The organism is Shewanella sp. 10N.286.54.B9 (assembly GCF_041468565.1).
Lineage (GTDB): Bacteria > Pseudomonadota > Gammaproteobacteria > Enterobacterales > Shewanellaceae > Shewanella.
Genome location: NZ_JBFRIY010000063.1, coordinates 3,810 through 20,665, shown reverse-complemented (window position 1 = coordinate 20,665; position 16,856 = coordinate 3,810). Strand labels below are relative to the sequence as shown.

General features: G+C 43.7%; 13 protein-coding genes. 7 read left to right on the top strand and 6 right to left on the bottom strand.

Annotated elements, in window-relative coordinates; genetic code table 11:
• Nucleotides 1-159 precede the first annotated feature (159 nt).
• The 4 genes from AB4135_RS19280 to AB4135_RS19265 form a co-directional block, all read right to left on the bottom strand.
• On the bottom strand, nt 160-1,032 hold the full coding sequence (locus AB4135_RS19280; protein WP_371995060.1) for a mechanosensitive ion channel family protein: 873 nt from the start codon (nt 1,030-1,032) through the stop codon (nt 160-162).
• Between the two features lie 209 nt (nt 1,033-1,241).
• The gene (locus tag AB4135_RS19275; RefSeq protein WP_371995059.1) at nt 1,242-2,975 is read right to left on the bottom strand and encodes a PKD domain-containing protein; all 1,734 of its coding nucleotides are present in this window, start codon (nt 2,973-2,975) and stop codon (nt 1,242-1,244) included.
• A gap of 47 nt (nt 2,976-3,022) precedes the next feature.
• Nucleotides 3,023-3,880 carry a hypothetical protein gene (locus AB4135_RS19270; protein ID WP_371995058.1) on the bottom strand — a complete coding sequence of 286 codons (858 nt, stop codon included), beginning with the start codon at nt 3,878-3,880 and terminating at the stop codon, nt 3,023-3,025.
• 447 nt (nt 3,881-4,327) lie between these two features.
• The gene (locus AB4135_RS19265) at nt 4,328-6,616 is read right to left on the bottom strand and encodes a peptidase U32 family protein (protein ID WP_371995057.1); all 2,289 of its coding nucleotides are present in this window, start codon (nt 6,614-6,616) and stop codon (nt 4,328-4,330) included.
• A gap of 113 nt (nt 6,617-6,729) precedes the next feature.
• Between AB4135_RS19265 and AB4135_RS19260 the strand changes: the two genes are divergently transcribed.
• The 5 genes from AB4135_RS19260 to AB4135_RS19240 all read left to right on the top strand — a co-directional run bounded on the left by AB4135_RS19260 (nt 6,730) and on the right by AB4135_RS19240 (nt 9,948).
• Entirely contained in the window at nt 6,730-7,398 is a 669-nt protein-coding gene (locus AB4135_RS19260) for a glutathione S-transferase (protein WP_371995056.1), read from the top strand.
• Nucleotides 7,399-7,449: 51 nt separating this feature from the next.
• Entirely contained in the window at nt 7,450-8,085 is a 636-nt protein-coding gene (locus AB4135_RS19255) for a Vat family streptogramin A O-acetyltransferase (protein ID WP_371995055.1), read from the top strand.
• A gap of 48 nt (nt 8,086-8,133) precedes the next feature.
• Nucleotides 8,134-8,541: a GFA family protein gene (locus tag AB4135_RS19250; RefSeq protein WP_371995054.1), complete on the top strand. Its 408-nt coding sequence runs from the start codon at nt 8,134-8,136 to the stop codon at nt 8,539-8,541.
• Between the two features lie 82 nt (nt 8,542-8,623).
• A complete protein-coding gene (locus AB4135_RS19245) occupies nt 8,624-9,196 on the top strand; it encodes an N-acetyltransferase family protein (RefSeq protein ID WP_371995053.1) in 573 nt (190 codons plus the stop codon).
• Nucleotides 9,196-9,948 (top strand): SDR family oxidoreductase, encoded by a 753-nt coding sequence (locus AB4135_RS19240; RefSeq protein ID WP_371995052.1) that lies wholly within the window; start codon nt 9,196-9,198, stop codon nt 9,946-9,948. The genes AB4135_RS19245 and AB4135_RS19240 overlap by 1 nt, the downstream gene beginning before the upstream one ends.
• Nucleotides 9,949-10,027: 79 nt before the next feature.
• Here the strand turns inward: AB4135_RS19240 and AB4135_RS19235 are convergent, their stop codons facing one another.
• Complete coding sequence (locus AB4135_RS19235) at nt 10,028-12,100, bottom strand: TonB-dependent siderophore receptor (protein WP_371995051.1); 2,073 nt, start codon at nt 12,098-12,100, stop codon at nt 10,028-10,030.
• A 520-nt stretch (nt 12,101-12,620) separates the two neighbouring features.
• On the opposite strand from AB4135_RS19235, the gene AB4135_RS19230 reads away from it, so the two are divergent.
• Nucleotides 12,621-13,373 carry a cytochrome b/b6 domain-containing protein gene (locus tag AB4135_RS19230; RefSeq protein WP_371995050.1) on the top strand — a complete coding sequence of 251 codons (753 nt, stop codon included), beginning with the start codon at nt 12,621-12,623 and terminating at the stop codon, nt 13,371-13,373.
• A gap of 86 nt (nt 13,374-13,459) precedes the next feature.
• Here AB4135_RS19230 and AB4135_RS19225 read toward each other — a convergent pair whose 3' ends face one another.
• Nucleotides 13,460-14,305: a pseudouridine synthase gene (locus tag AB4135_RS19225; protein WP_371995049.1), complete on the bottom strand. Its 846-nt coding sequence runs from the start codon at nt 14,303-14,305 to the stop codon at nt 13,460-13,462.
• 315 nt (nt 14,306-14,620) lie between these two features.
• On the opposite strand from AB4135_RS19225, the gene AB4135_RS19220 reads away from it, so the two are divergent.
• Complete coding sequence (locus AB4135_RS19220; RefSeq protein WP_371995048.1) at nt 14,621-16,342, top strand: phospho-sugar mutase; 1,722 nt, start codon at nt 14,621-14,623, stop codon at nt 16,340-16,342.
• The last annotated feature ends 514 nt before the right edge of the window (nt 16,343-16,856 follow it).

Genomic DNA, 16,856 nt, shown 5'->3' with positions numbered 1-16,856 from the left:
TTCTATCTTTTAAGTATTTTATCAGCGGGAACAGGAGCCCTTGCTATCCTTTAATGCTGCTGAACGAACTGAGTAAATCAGTCTATTTTCCAGCTATTTTGTAAGCATAAAGACTGATCACTATACTCTTATTGTATCCGCTTACAATAGTAATCAAGTCTATTCAGTAACCGTTGATTGTGCTGTATGTGGCTCTTCTGGGCTAAAAGCTTGATGGTAGGCAACCATGAAATCTTCTCTTATCTGTTGCTCAAGATGTATGGCTCTCTCTGTCGGGCAGAAAATCATGATATGCACTATTTGTTCGCCCGCAGGACCACTGTTGACATGAATATGGGGTTCGCTGCCAGGCAAGTCCACGCCTGCGTGTTTTTCTATTATGTTGTTGTAACGCTTTGCGACTTCATTAAAGTCTTCGCAGTGCAGCTCTATTTGGCTAGTTAGCGCTGGAAATAACGGATAAAGATTAACAAATTCAACCACTGTGATATTAAAACTATGATAAACATAGCGCTTCATAAAGTTTAGGTTTTTTACGGCATAAGTGAAAAACATGCTGTTAGGCAAGGTCGCTGTTTTTCCAGTGAAATGGTACTGACCATGATGCAAGTCGATCTCTTGAATCACAGTCGCCATTAGGTTGTGCTCTATGACTTCACCGCAAATCTTACCAACTTCAATCCAATCGCCGATGACAAACGAGCGAGAACTTGCACGCTGTATCGAACCGGTAAAGCAAAGGATAATCTCTTTAGAAGCGACCACAAATGCGATCGCAATTGCGGTAACTGACAAGGCAAACTTGCTGATTTCGGTTTGCCACAGCATGAATAAGATAAGCACAATAATGAAAAATGTGCTGTTTTTAGTGCGCGACATCCACTTGCGCTGCCCATCAGACAGAAATGCGACATCACCTCTAATTCGTGAAATGATAAAACGCTTCACTAGCGAGATAAGCACGACGATTAACACGGTTAATAGGAACTTATGCTCGAGAAAGAAGTCGATGATTAACGTTATCTTGTCCACCAAAATGGCTACCTTTGTTGATTGTCCGAAAGAGGTATAACTATCTGATTACTTTATGAGGAATATGAGGATAAAACAAGGTGATTAGTAGTGACTGAGTTAGAATTGGTCTAGCTTGCTTAGCAAGAGACTTTGATGATCTAAAAGGCCAGAGTAAAAATAGGCTACTCTGGCTTTATGTTACGTCTATTTTAAGATAGCCCTAGGTCTTAGTTTAGTGTCACCTTGAGCGTCATCCCCGCTCTAGCCCCTATAATTGAGATGTATTGCCAGCCAGTCCCTGGATTCGCTACGGTTATCGACTCGGTATTTCCAGCGTTGCTCGAGCGTTGATCATAACTTGAAGCGGTTGCCCAATTACTCGCTTTGTAATAGACATCTGCGTTGCCTGTGCCGTGATCACTTTCAATGGTAATGCTACTTGTGCCTGCATTGACGTAGATGTAGTAATACTGAGGGTAATTGGTTGATGAAGTATTGGGTACACAAATCGCGTCGCCACTGGTTAGGTTCTGTGCCGACGTCGGACCTTCTGTAACACAGGCATTCTCAAGTGTTCCGCCGCTGTTACCGGTAATCGTTACAGGTGCTGAATCTATTGAACTAGCACCTAGATTATCGGTAACAGTAAGCACCGCTGTATATGAGCCGGCAGTTGAATAGCTGTGGCTAGGGGTTGCGCTATTACTACTATTGCCGTCACCAAAGTTCCAACTGTATGACGCTATATTGCCATCTGAATCGTTAGATCCCGAACTAGAGAACCCGATAGCGCTATTAATGGAACCATTGTAGGGACCATTTGCTTCAGCTGTGGGGGCTTGATTTTGCGATGCTGAGCCTGTACGAATGTGCATGTAACTGGTGTTATTTTGTTCCGTCCATTCAGAAACCGTATCGTTACTATCGATGAGCACCCCAAGGTAGTAGTCGGTATTAGGGGTAAGATTACTCGGTATAGTAATGGTTTTTATGACGGTATCAGGCGTGTTACGAGTCACCGTGACATTGTCAGTTCTAATCAGCGTATCTGTGTTGGTGATTGTTGCGTTGGTAGATATGTAGTAGCCCAAGGCTACAGATTGACTATTGCGACCATTGTTTTCAAGGGTCATCTCGTATTGAACTGTCTGACCAAGGTCAACGTTATAACGCAATTCACAATAAGAGCCAGTACAACTTGTAGATGCATTACTCGAGTTTAACTCTGTGCCGTTGCTATTAAATAAACGAGTTCGACCGTGAGTACTGTATTCTCCAGAAGAGCCGATATGGCGCCATGCCGCCACCGAAAGGTCTTCTCTGTTACTGCCACCGTAAAGTGAGATTAAGCCATTGACAGCATCTTCACCTAGGTATGATCTTAATGCATTTTCACCTGTGGTATGCACATGTGTATAGTCGGATCCCATGATGTTGTAATAACGATTTTCATGAGCGAGGCCCACAGTGTGTCCCACTTCGTGTAAAGCCGTTGTTTCAAAGGTGCGATTGTTGCCACCGTAATTCCAAAAGTTTGATTTATCCTCCATGCTATCGTCATAGGAAACAGTATTGTGAAAAACGATGTCGCCCTCAATGGTTGTGCCACAAGGGCTGGTAATATTGTAACCTACGGCTGAGTTGCCGGAGTTGTTCCACCAGATTTCACTCTCGCCGTTTCCGACAGCGACACTCGTATCATCATCCAAACGTACGTTGATGGTTAAGTTAACTGGGGTATCGTTGAAGCGACCAAGTGCAGTGGCAAAAGAGGTGCGCCAAAAAGTGTAGTTCCCACCAAATCCGGCAGGGTTTGCATTAAAGGTAAAGCCACTGCCAGGCCATTTACGTGGGGTATTGTTGTTGCAATCGGTCCAAAATTTACTCGCCATGACTTGGCTACTTGATAACGTTAAAAGTGTCGCAACACAGAGTCTGACTGCTAGTTTGTTGAGTCTCATTGTTCTTCCTTAAATAGAGTGTAGGCAAATTTATTAGGCACTTTTGATCAGTTTTGGTTATAGGGATTACGCGAATTAAGCACGGGATTGCCCGCGTTTTTTTCTAGATGTTCGACTTCCCATTGATCTTGTGCACTTGCCGTTGGTGATTGAGACGTAACGGTAGAAGCATTTTTTTGTGTTGTTGCTGATTGGGGTACAGCAGGTGCAGCTGAGGCACGAGTTAACGCTGGATAGGCGTTAAAAGATGCTTTTCTATCTGTATCGGTAACACTCAATTGCACGCTGTTTACAGTAAAAGGTTTGATGCTGACCAGACCTTTAAGGTGGTTGGTAAACTTGGCTACATTCGACTTGGCCAAGCTAGACTTATACTCACCGTTTAGCTGAGCTTTAGCTGAGATATAGTCTACGCCGCCATTATCATCGATGATGACAGCTGATTCGTTTGCGGCGATCACTTTTCCTTGCTGTATAACAAAGCGTCCATGTTCGCATTCTACAAAGTCACAACCAGTGTTTTGGCTTTGTTGCACCATAAGTATGGCTTCTTCACCAAGTGTGACTTCCGGGGTGTTAGTCGCGGTGAGTATATTGCCATTGGGAAACTCGCCACCGACAAATTTAAGCGTAATACTATTGCCAGAATAATTACCGCTTATTACCTCGTTAATATCGTAGGTCACAAAGGTATAAGGGATATCTTCAATTGAGAGTCCTTCACTAATGTCCACGAGTGAGCCTTTAAAGATAAAGTCGGCGCGTGTGACCATTTTTTCTAAAAACGAGCTTTGCACTTCAATATTGGATGTACCGGTTGAGGCTGCATATACACTGGTGCTTCCTGCGAGCAGTGTCATTAAAACCAATGCACTATAGCGCGTAACGGGGTATTTCTTTTTCATGTTATTCCTTCCTAATTAGATTTTGAAACCTTGACATCGTTGTTATTGACAATGCCTCGTCTCCTTAAAGTCCAACCACGAAGAGAAAGGCGATTAGCATTTAATCAGATTGATTAAAAGTTAATCAAATATTACATATTTTATTCATTATGCTAACTTTCTGTTTACAACTTTTGGTTATTTTATAAACCAATATCTATTTTTTTATGTATTTTTAGATGCTTATTGCTGGTTATTAGCCTGTCGCTAGCTGAAATGAATTATGATCGAAAAGGGGGATATTATCGTGTGAAGTGGTATTGGATTAGAAAGTTTAGGTTATTGTTATAGCCTACTAGGAACTGAGATTTTGCTGGTTAGTTTGAGGTCATCTGGTGATTAAGTCCTCACTCTCAGCAGTTTAAGGACGAGTGCCCGACAGTGAGTCAGGCACTATCTAGGGTTAATCTATAACCCGTTGTGGTACTGCAATACTGTTGATTGCGTCACCATGTTATCAAGCGTGGCAATCGCACTGTCACTACCAGCAAGCAGTTGTTCAAATTGGTAAATTAACCGCGCCTTATCAGGAGAAGGCTTGTCGCCAGCACCAATGTTGGTGAGATCAACCATAAAACCATCAAACAGGTGTGCGAGATCATTAATAATCTCAGTATTTAAGAATTGATCTTGGTTGTAAATACTTGGATAACCGGCCTTTTGTTTATCAATGGCAAATTCATCACCTTTAAGGTTAGTGATGCTGGTGGATTTATCACAAGAGAGCATACAACCATTGTCGATACGTGGTTTTTCGCAGCCGACACTTTGCTGGAAAAAACACTGTCTGCTGGCCATCAACAAGATAGGGTGATAAATGCTATACATCATCTTAAAGTTTTTCGGCCTAGCAATATGCTTGATCTGCTGCTGGTTAATCTCATTTGAGATAAATGCGCCGTGGCAATCAAACTGCTCCTGCATCGCGAGTAGCGCATAGGAGTTGGTGGTATTTAAAAAGGGGCCCGCAATCCACTTAACGCCTAGTTCATAGGCGCGATTAGCAATACCTGTGTTGTTAGTCACAATTAGCTCAGGTTGTACCTGCTCTAAAATATTCAGTGCTGCGTCGTAATCTTTGCCAATTAGCACTGATGGGAACCAAGGGATAAGCCGTGGGTTTTGTTTGAAGAAATCAACATATTTAGTACAGCCACGCTTATAGGCATCAGGCAGTTTAAAGTAAATGTCAGCATCAGTCAGATCGCCCAGGGCGATATCGGCCTCATCACAGATAAGCAACGATAACTTGACGGCTTCACCTGCTGGCTTTGGATGTTTCTCCAATTTTGGCAGTTCTACTGCTGGCAGAACGGCCACGCCGTGATTAAGCTCTCGTAGCAGCTGTTTTCTTAAAGTCGTCAATTCTTTGAATGGAATACTCAGTCCCGCCGCTAGATCTTTTGTATGCAGTGTAAGCTCAAACTCTGCGTTATTTAAGCTCTTGAAGCGTTTCTCTATCGCGCCAATATCGATGCTGGCATCATCACTGCTGCTGAGCACGCTACGAGAGCGAACGGTAAAGACTTTGTCGACTAATTGAGTTTGGCCAACGACAAAATCTTGAGTGCTAACGGTAATAGATAACGGTTCACCTAATTGACCCGAGAAAGACAAAGTTAATGGTAATTTGGCGATGCTTAGGTGTTTTATCTTGTCGTCGACCGTTGCTTGAATTTGGCTTTTTTCCTGTTGCAGTGTTTGTTCTGCATCGTGGATCTGCACCACCGAAATAGACTGAGCACCATTTTGCGTCAGTTTATCTTTAAGATGATTTTTCGAATTATCACGGGGGTTATCGATAAACATCGATTGATTCAGGTCACCCTTTAAAAAAGAGTTGGTCAAATCTCGGTTAAACACTTTATAAAGGCGTTCGCCATCTTCAAGCAGCTCACCAGTCTTCAGGTAACCGTCAATCTGTTTACGAAAGCTATCGATAACTGTGTGAACGTAGCTTGCACCTTTGATTCTACCTTCGACTTTAAAGGAGTGCACGCCAGCCTCAATTAATGCAGGCAGGTCAAAAAAGGCCGAATTGTCTTTGATATTGAGTGGAAAGTTATGGCCAGACTCAGTCGTCTCATACTCTTCACGGCATGCTTGGCTGCAGCGACCACGGTTACCCGAGTTACCGACACTGGCCGACGTTGAATAGCATAAACCGGAGAAAGCGATACAAAGTGAGCCGTGAACAAATACCTCAGTGGTGATGTCATGTTCGCGGCCTGTTGCCGTCATTGCGGTAATTTCCCGTAAGTTAAGTTCTCTTGAGAGATTAACTCGTGAGGCGCCAAGCTTTTTAAGAAATGGGATCTGACCTCTGTTATGAGTGGTTAACTGAGTTGAGGCGTGTACATCTAATGTCGGAAAATGCTTTTTTATCAGCTGGAACATGCCGATGTCTTGCACGATAACGCCATCTAAAGTGGTGTTAACGAGTTTGCTTAGTAGCTTGGCAAGGGTCTTAAATTCATTCTCTAGAATGACAATATTCAAGGTGAGAAATATTTCACATTGATATTGGTGGGCTAAACGAATAATGCCAACCAGCTCCTCAAAGGAAATATTAGCTGCACGGTTGCGCGCATTAAAGGTGTCTAAGCCGCAATAAACAGCGTCGGCTCCAGCAATAATTGCCGCCTTAATCGCATCAATATCTCCGCCAGGTGCTAATAATTCTATCTTTGGATCCATGGTTACCACTTGTTGTTATAAATTTAATGAGGGGGATGTTACCCGTATATTTTGCTAATGAATATCGTTAAAGTAAATTATTCGCATTTGCTAATTGAGAAGCCAGAGCAACAATGAGTGAAATCATGGCATTACCTGTACTCTATTCCTTAAGAAACTGCCCCTATGCAATGCGGGCTAGAATGGCTATTTACGCCTCAGGCCAGCAAGTGCACTTGCGGGACCTCGTGCTTAGTGACAAACCTGCTGAAATGCTACAGGTGTCGCCCAAGGGCACCGTGCCGGTGCTTGTCACACCTGATAATAGTGTTATTGATGAGAGTTTAGCGGTCATGTTATGGGCATTTGCACAGTCTGACCCGCAAAATTACCTCAACTCATCACAACCAAATGCACTGGCAGAAATGCTTACCGTTATCAATTTGTTTGATAATGAGTTTAAAGGGCACTTAGAAAAGTATCGCTGTTCAAAGCGTTACCATGAACCGTCGCTTGCAGAAGACAGAATGCAATGTGAGCGCTACCTTGCTGATCTGGAGGTTCGTCTCAATAAGCATCAGTATTTAATGTCAGACGAACCTAGTTTAGTCGACTTGGCGCTGGTACCTTTTATACGTCAGTTTGGTCGAGTAGAGCGGCAGTGGTATCTACAAGCTCCCTATCCCAAGTTAAGACTGTGGCTAAACGGTTATTTACAAAGTCGCATGTTTAGCAAGGTGATGACGCAATACCCAATGTGGCTAGATGCGAAACAAGATATTGTATTTAGCTGCAAAGCTTAGCTTAACCAGTGAATGCCGTCGCTAACGGTTTACTGATAGAAAAAAGGAGTCATGATGTTTGGTCCTAACCCCAATGACAAAGAGCCGATGAAAGGCTTTCCGCAAGTGGGATATTTAAAAAACTATATTAAAGGGGACAACATCATAGTGGGTGATTACACCTACTATGACGACCCCGATGGCCCTGAGAACTTTGAGAGCAATGTGCTTTATCATTTTCCCTTTATTGGTGACAAACTGATTATTGGCAAGTTTTGTGCTATCGCTAAAGATGTAACGTTTATTATGAATGGTGCTAACCATAAAGTGTCTGGCTTTTCGACCTATCCGTTTCAGATTTTCGCCAATGGCTGGGAGAAGGTGATGCCAAAAGCGGGCGAGCTGCCCTATAAAGGCGACACCCAGATTGGCAATGACGTATGGATTGGCTATGACGCGACGATTATGCCTGGGGTCACGGTTGGACATGGTGCCATTATTGCCAGTAAATCGGTGGTGACTAAAGACGTTCCCGCATACTCGGTTGTTGGTGGCAACCCTGCCGAGGTGATTAAGCATAGGTTTGAGCAGCGCACTATTGAACAACTGCTCGATATAGCTTGGTGGGATTGGACTGCAGAAAAAATAACGACCAACTTAGAGGCCATCGTTGGCGCTAATATTTCTGCGTTACAACAAGCAAAATAAACCACAATTTAAACGGTTAAAAAACAGTTTATCAAGGAAAGAGACAGAATGTATTCAGGACAATGTTTATGTGGCGACGTGCAAGTGGTCATTAGCGGCGAGATAAGTGAGATCATCCACTGTCACTGCTCGCTTTGTCGTAAGAATAGCGGTACTGCCTATGCGACTAACGGATTTGTTGCTGCGAGCGACTTTGGCATCACCAAGGGCGTGAGCTCATTAACTAGCTTCTCATTTAAACCAGGTCGTCAGCGGCATTTTTGTCAGCGTTGCGGCTCGCCAGTTTATAGCTCGAATAGTGATGACCCAAGCCGAGTAAGGGTTCGATTGGGGATCATTGAATCCGATATTTCTGAGCGGCCGATATCGCATAATTTTGTGTCATCAAAAGCGAGTTGGGAAGAGATGGATGCAGCGCTTCCTCGTTTTGATGGCTTTGAGCCAGGCCGCAGTTAATTAACGCATCAGTGTCATCAATGAACAGTAATAAACCGTAATAAAAAAGATTAAATGGAATGTGTATCTAGGGAGTAACACCTTGCAAATTAGATTAGCTGAACAAAAGGATATGCAAGCATTTTTTAGCTACCTCTCGCGTCAACTTGCTGAAAACGGAGTCGACGGTGCCCCGATATTTCAGCCTATGTCTCGGACTGAGTCTCACTTAAGCGACGTCATGAAATCTCGTTTCAATCACGGGATAGCGACTGAATTAGGTGAGCAAGGTTGGCGTAAAATGTTATTGGCATTGATTGACGGTATTATCGTTGGTCATATTGATATACGTGCTCACGCTGAAGCGCATAGCGCTCATCGAGCTTTATTAGGTATGGGAGTTGATGCTGCTGCTCGTGGAAAAGGACTCGGTAATGTGCTTATTGAGTCAATCTTTAACTGGACAGCAACCTATACCGATATTGAATATATCGACCTGTGGGTGTTATCTAATAATCAGCCTGCGTATCGATTATATGAGCGAACAGGCTTTATAAAGTGCGCTGAGATCACTGATATGTTTCGTATTGATGGCAAAGCTCTGGATTACAGTATGATGTCAAAAGCTGTGATGCCAACAAAAGTGCTTGTTTCAGCTAACAGCGAGGAGTGTTGATGGCTCATACCAATAGCAATCAATATAAAGTGGTGATAGTGACTGGTGCGAGTAGAGGTATTGGCGCTGCAACCGCTAAACTATTGGGCTCCCAAGGCTATGGTGTGTGCGTGAATTACCATAAGCAATTGGAAGCTGCAGAGCAGGTTGTCACCGATATTAAGTTAGCGGGTGGCCAAGCGATTGCCATTCAAGCTGACGTATCAAAAGAGGCAGATGTTGTCAGGCTTTTTGCTGAAACCACGCAGCAACTGGGCACAGTAACGCATCTAGTGAATAACGTTGGCGTGCTATTTACCCAGTCCAAATTGGTTGATTTAAGTATAGAGCGGTTTAATACCGTGATGACCACTAATGTTACTAGCTGTTTCTTGTGTTGCCGAGAAGCCATTAAAACAATGCAAGCAGGCTGTGCCATCGTTAATGTCTCCTCTGCAGCGTCTAGAAGCGGGGCGCCAAATGAGTATGTCGATTATGCGGCATCTAAAGGGGCAATGGATTCATTAACAAAAGGTTTGTCGCTTGAAGTGGCGGCAGACGGAATTCGAGTTAACGCGGTAAGACCAGGCTGTATTTATACTGATATGCATGCCGATGGCGGCGAGCCCAATAGGGTTGACAGGTTAAGCTCTCAAATACCACTGCAGCGGGGTGGAACCCCTGAAGAGGTTGCTGAAGCTATCGCATGGTTATTATCAGATGCGGCTTCCTATGTGACTGGCTCATTTATTGATTTAGCTGGTGGAAGATAAAGCAAATCTGCAAACCGTAGCAATGAAAAAGCCCAGACTTGAATCTGGGCTTTTTACTTTTTAAACGGTTTGCATAGGTTTAGAAAGTGTAACTTACGCCAAATTTTACTGTTCTTGGTTTGCCGACATTGACTTCTCCATTTTCACCGCCACCTAAGTAGGCAGTGTCAAATAGGTTTTCGATATTGACTCTTAGTTGTAGATCTTGCCCTGCCACTGGAATAGCGTAACTAATTCCGGTATCAACACGAGTATAAGCATCTTTTTCGAAAGTATTCGCGGCGTCACCAAAGCGGTCGCCCTCGTAGAATGCCCCTAAGTTAACCGCCAGTCTGTCAGTTAGTGAATATTTAGCCCAAATAGAAGCTGTCCACTCAGGTACATCTTCAGGTCGATTTCCTTGGAATTCATCGTGCGAGCTATATTCTGCATCGAGATACATTAACGAGGTGATTAAAGACAGATCGTCGTTAATTTGCCCCATGCCACCAAATTCAAAACCACGATGGCGTTGTACACCGCCTTGGGTGGTAATGGGGTTATCAGAGGTGCCCGCATTAGTCAGAATATTCTCACGTTCGATATTAAATACGGCGGCATTTAAACGGATTTTTCCTGACAGTAGTTCCCATTTAGTGCCCAATTCAACCATTTTACCTTTAATTGGATCGAGCTCTAAACCATAGCTGCCATCTTCATCGTCAAGTACGCTACCTTGAGGTTCGAAACTCTCACTGTAGTTGGCATAAATTGAAGCATTGTCGACTGGGTGGTAAATGACCCCAAATTTAGGCAAAACTGAATTGCTGTCAGCATCGGTTTTGTCTTGCTGATCGTAGCGCACGCCTAGTAATACTTGCCATTCATCACTGAGTGAAATCAGGTCTTGAGCAAACACGCCATAGTATTGGTATTCTTCGCTAGAGGCTTTAGCATCGGCATAGTCTAAGTCTGGTTGAGGGACAATAACACCGGTGTTGATATTACCGTTGTCCATTTTTCCTTTCACTTTGAGCGAGCTGTATTGGTGATCAACATAGTTACCGCCAACAAGCAGATCATGTTGCATACCCGCGAGCTCGATAGTGCCAACAAAGTCGAAATAAAATGCCTGTTGCTGCCAATCTTCTAGCTTGTTATAAGGCTTGTTTTTATAACTGCCTGTATCTGGATCGTAACTGCCAGTTTGTGGCTTACTTTCCCAGCGTTCGCGCTCATTGTGTTGTTTGTTGTAGCCGGCTGCAAATTCCCAATCGTCGCTCAGTTGATAGCGAAGATCAGCGCCATAGTTTTCACTTTGGGCATCAATTTTAGTCCAAGGCATATCCCATATCGTCTCATTGCCACCAATAACATCGCCATTGTCATCGACTAAGGCGCCACTATCTTGGCCTGCAAGCTCATCAGATTTGTCATAATGTAACGACAGAGTGAGATCATCGCTAATATCAAAATCAGTCATTAAGCTGCCCACAAAAAAATCACTCTCTTGTGCGCTACCATCTTGATATTCACGCCAGTTTTTATTCTGCTCTTTTTCAAGCACGGCGCGATAACGAATAGTTTGTGCTTCATTCAAACTACCACCAGCATCCAATGAACCTCTAATCGAGCCGTGTTCGTCGCCTTTAACGCCTAAGGTCAAAAATGAATCGTAGGTCGGCTTTTTAGTGACCAAATTGACTAGACCTCCAGGCGTCGACTGACCGTAGAGCAAACTTGATGGTCCTTTTAACACCTCAACATTCTCAACTAATGCCATTGGTAAGCGGTACTTAGAAAAGTGCTGGTGGCCATCTTTAAGCAGGTTGGTGCTTTCATCCAAACTAAAACCACGCAAACTAAAGCGTTCTCTGTCGGTGGTCACTCGACCAATTGAAATACTGGCATCGTTCTTGAGCGCATCACCCAATGTGCGGACCAACTGGTCATCCATCACCTCTTTAGGGATCACCACTACAGACTGGGGGGTATCCAATAGAGATACATCTGAGCGCATCGCGCCATGAGCTTGATCTGTTTTGTAATGCTGCTGGTGTCCGGTTACTGTGATGACCTCAATATTGGCGTCATCAACTGTGGTTGCGAATGCAGAACCAGAGCACAGAATACCTGTCACTAGCGCGGAAATTAGCTTTACTTGAGTGTTCATGTGGTCATGCCTTTATAGCTCTTTGCGATGACAGCTCTTACGTAAGCTAATTTCGATATTCCGTATCAAATGTTAAGCGCAGGCTAAAGTTAATTTAAAGATGTTGTAGAGGTTTTCTTTCTGGAGGTGAATGCTAATGATAATTGATATCACTATCAACCTTAAATGAATGTTAACTGAGCGGTTGAATGGTTGAATGATAAATAGTGTGAGCGTAATCACCAGGTAAACCAACTTCCATTATATTAAATAGGGATTAAAAACTATTATTTACAATGCTTTGAGCTAGTTTTTGATTGTTTGTGTTAAAAAGGTTGTAACGGTAATAATTAATAAATATTAACTGAAACTTAAATTCTTACGTTTATAATGTTTTTGCAGCTAGCAGTTTGATCGCAATATCGTAGCAATTTATTTGCAATAGCTCGCTGAAGTAGAGCTTGTATAGGTATAAAAACACCAGCTTGAGTTAACTTTATGACCACCTTGAAAGGCTATTGGTAAGTGTATGGAAGACAATATGAGTCATGAAATATCGAATGAAAAGGTCGAAAATGGACTGGTAGAGTACCGAGTTTGGGACAAAGGGATAAGGATTTTCCATTGGGTCAATGTGCTCCTCGTTACAACGCTAATGTTTGTAGGTCTAATAATGCTGTTTAAGTCAGAACTTGGGATCAGCGGCTTAGCTGCAAAGATAAGACTGAAAGAGCTGCATACGGTTATTGGCTATATGTTTGCCATTAATTTATTGATAAGGCTTATGTGGGGTTTTGCTGGCAACCCATTTGCTAAGTTCTCCAGTATGCGTCCCAAAATAAGTGAGTTGAGTATCTACAAACAACGGTTGAAAATGGGCAAAAACCCGCAGTACCTTGGGCATAACCCTATCGGAAAGTTTGCTGTGCTCACGATAATGACGCTGTTGATTGTTATCATGGTAAGCGGATTAATACGCGCTGGCACCGATATCTATTACCCGCCACTTGGTGGTGCGGTCACCCGTTATATTGCTGCGGACACTGTTGACCCCGCTACCATAAAAGCTTATGACAATACTGGAGTCAATTTAGATAAAAAGGCCAACATCAAGCCCTATAAAAGTCTTGCTGGCGACATTCATCTTTACAGTGTTTATCTTTTGATGCTGCTTATACTCATGCACATTATCGGTGTAGTACTCGTAGAGTTACACCATCAGCCAGGGATCATATCAGCGATGTTTTCAGGCAAGAAACGTATAGCAGGCCAGTGTGAAGACGTTAATGGATAACAGCTAACCTTTGTTCATCAATATAATTCATTAAGTTTTTTATAATTGCAAAAGGTCACAGTTTATTAGCCGTGGCCATAGTCTTATCAACTGGTTTTAAAGTGCGGTCGATAAGCTTGTGGTAGCTCAAATATCTTATCTTGGTCGGTCACTGGACAGGTAAAGTTTAAGTAACATGAAGTGAGCTGCAAATTTGGGGTCGACTCATCGCCATTACCGTGCAGTCTATCGCCTATCACCGCATGGCCTAAGCTGGCCATATGCACCCGTATTTGATGTTTCCGACCTGACTCGATCTTAACTTGTACTTTAGATTGATTTAACTCCGCATTGTATTCAAGCCTGTGGGCGTGAGATAGCGCCGACTTACCCTCTACATCGGTATCGATAGTGACTTTTGAATCTGGAAATTCACCTTCAACAATCACCTGATAATATTTGTCTAAAGCGCGAGTCTCAAATAGCTTGGCAATAGCTGCGGTCACTTTTTTACTGTGACCCAATACGATAATCCCAGTAGCAGCCAGATCAAGTCGGTGGATAATATAAGCGCTACGTGCCGGCGCTAGATGGGTTTCAGCGAAGCGATTAATCGTGGTGTGATCGCTCCATTTAGACCCTTGGCAGCGCATACCAAAAGGCTTATACCACACGCTGTATTGTCCTTCATCAAATAGCAGCTCTGCGTTTTCAACTTGCTCATCTAACACCGCTTTATTGTAGTAAAGGTGTAACTCGTCACCTTGATTAAGCGCTTTTTTTGCCCGACGTAATCGGTTGGTTTGTTTTCCGTGAGTGAGCCAAACCGCGCCTTTTTGCATTGCCTGCTTAATTAGCTGTTTGCTCAGGCCTGTTTGATCGGCTAACAGGCTGGCAGCATCAATTTGAGGATCGACGACTTTGATATGGCATTCAGTTTTTTGCAGGCTCATTGGTTGATTACACAGTCTTTAAAGATTAGCCGATTATTTTACACCAACTATAGCAAGTGCTGCGACCTCTATCTATCAGTGTGCATAGGACGAGAATATCGTTGCAACGGTTTTGTAAAGCACATTGGCAGCGGATCTTAAAGAGTGACCGTATTTTGCTCGATGTAAAAATTTTAATGCAAATTATCTTGTCCTCACTTTAGGCTAGGCTTAATGTAGATAGTAATCGTTTTCAATTACAGTAATCGTTACAGGATACGGTTTCTAGCATTCGATCCTTAACGGTTATATAGCGGCTAAAACCTGGAGTGAACCATGGATACGCAGTTAAAATTTAGAGTGCAAAACTGGCTCAATAATGATCCCGACCCATTAATGCGTGCAGAGCTACAGGCTTTGGTAGACGCAGGTGACGAGCACGAAGTAGCGCAGCGTTTTGCGGGACGTTTGGTATTTGGTACCGCAGGACTAAGAGGTGTGGTTGGTGCGGGCCCGACTCGAATGAATCGTTTAGTGGTACAACAAACATCTGCAGGTCTTGGGGCATACCTAAAGGCACAAGTCAGTGATATTGCCACTCGTGGTGTGGTCATTGGTTACGACGGCCGCCATGATTCAAAACAGTTTGCTGAAGATGCCGCTAGTGTATTATGCAACCAAGGCATAAAAGTGTACCTAACCAAACAAATTGCCGCAACGCCGCTGGTGGCATTTGGTGTGTTACATCTTGGTGCGGGAGCGGGTATTGTGGTGACCGCGAGTCATAATCCACCACAGTATAATGGCTATAAAGTGTACTGGGGCAATGGTGCGCAAATTATTCCACCTCATGACAGCGGGATTGCCGCCAGTATCGAAAAAGCTGCCACTGCGCAGATAGAATTGACCACTTTAAATGACGCAATCATAGCGGGTGATTTACAGATCTTAGCTGATGATTTTTATCAGGCGTATCGTGACGGTGTACATCAATCTACTGTGTTGCAAAATAACACTGAACCCGAACAAGTCAGCCTGGCTTATACCGCTATGCATGGTGTCGGTAATGCAATGGCGTTAAATGTGCTGCAAGATGCGGGCTTTAATAAAGTGCACTCTGTTGCTGCGCAGGCGCAGCCTGATGGCGACTTTCCAACGGTTAATTTCCCTAATCCAGAAGAGAAAGGGGCGATGGACTTAGTTATCGCAGAGGCTAAAAAACACAATGCATTACTTGCCTGCGCTAATGACCCCGATGCCGATCGCTTTGCAGTGGCAGTGCGCACCGCGGCGAGTGATTATCAGATGCTTACTGGCGATCAAGTTGGAGTACTGTTTGGCCAATATCTGCTATCACATGCCAGTGACAAACAGCGCTTAACCTGCACCACTATCGTGTCATCGAGCCTATTGTCCAAAGTTGCCGCCAGCATGGACGCCACTTGCCGTACTACACTGACGGGGTTTAAATGGTTAACCAACGTAGGTATGAGTGAGCAAACCGATGACAATCAGTTCTTATTTGCTTATGAGGAAGCGCTCGGTTACACCCTGGGTTCAATGGTGTGGGACAAAGATGGCCTTTCAGCGCTTGTTGGCTTTGCCCAGTTAACGGCAGAACTTGCTAGCAAAGGGCAAACCATTTGGGATAGGTTGGAGTCCATCTACCGCCAGCATGGCTTCCACCTTAATAGCCAAGTCAGTATTGCGCTAAAACCCACCACACCTAATATTGGCGCATATTTACGGGACAACCCACCGCAAGCCATAGCGGGGCATAAAGTGGTCTCAACCGATGACATTAGCATAGGTAAACGCCTGTTTGCTGATGGCACTCAAGAGGAGATCACCTTACCTGCAAGTGATGTACTCATCTATCGTCTCGATAACGATGCTAGAGTCATCGTCAGGCCGTCAGGGACGGAACCCAAGATTAAGTGTTATTACGAAGTGGTCGAGACCATGAATGCAAACGACACATTAGCCAGTGCACAACAAAGGGCGCAAGCCAATATGGATGCCTTTATTAACGCACATCAAGCTGATTTACCGAAATAGCTAATTTGCAAATTGACAAGCCACCGCAAGGTGGCTTTTTTATTGAAAGATTTGATAATCAAATGCCATTCCACAGCACTGGGCTTTTGCACGCCACCTCGAATATAGTCTTGTAGGCACTGCTAAATCACCCATTATTTAGTACCTCGCAAAGCCTAATCTGAATGAATAGCTAGCAAGCCCACGTTAATCGTTAACGTGTTTTTGGACAGAAATGACTCATCACCAAGAGTTTAAAGGTCAGTCAAGAGAACGTATTGCAATCATATGCAATTCACCTGCCTTGAGCTTTTGCAAGCCGCCGTAAATATATCCCTATAGGCTCTGCTAAATCATCCATGATTTAGAAGCTTGCACAGCTCAACCCAGATGAATACCTAGCAAGCCCATGGTAGTCGTTAGCTCGTTTTTGGACATAAACAAGTTGCTACAAAGAGTCTAAAGGGCTGTATTGTGGTTAGTGGAATATGATAATCATATGCAATTCAACTGCCTTGAGCTTTTGCAAGTCGCC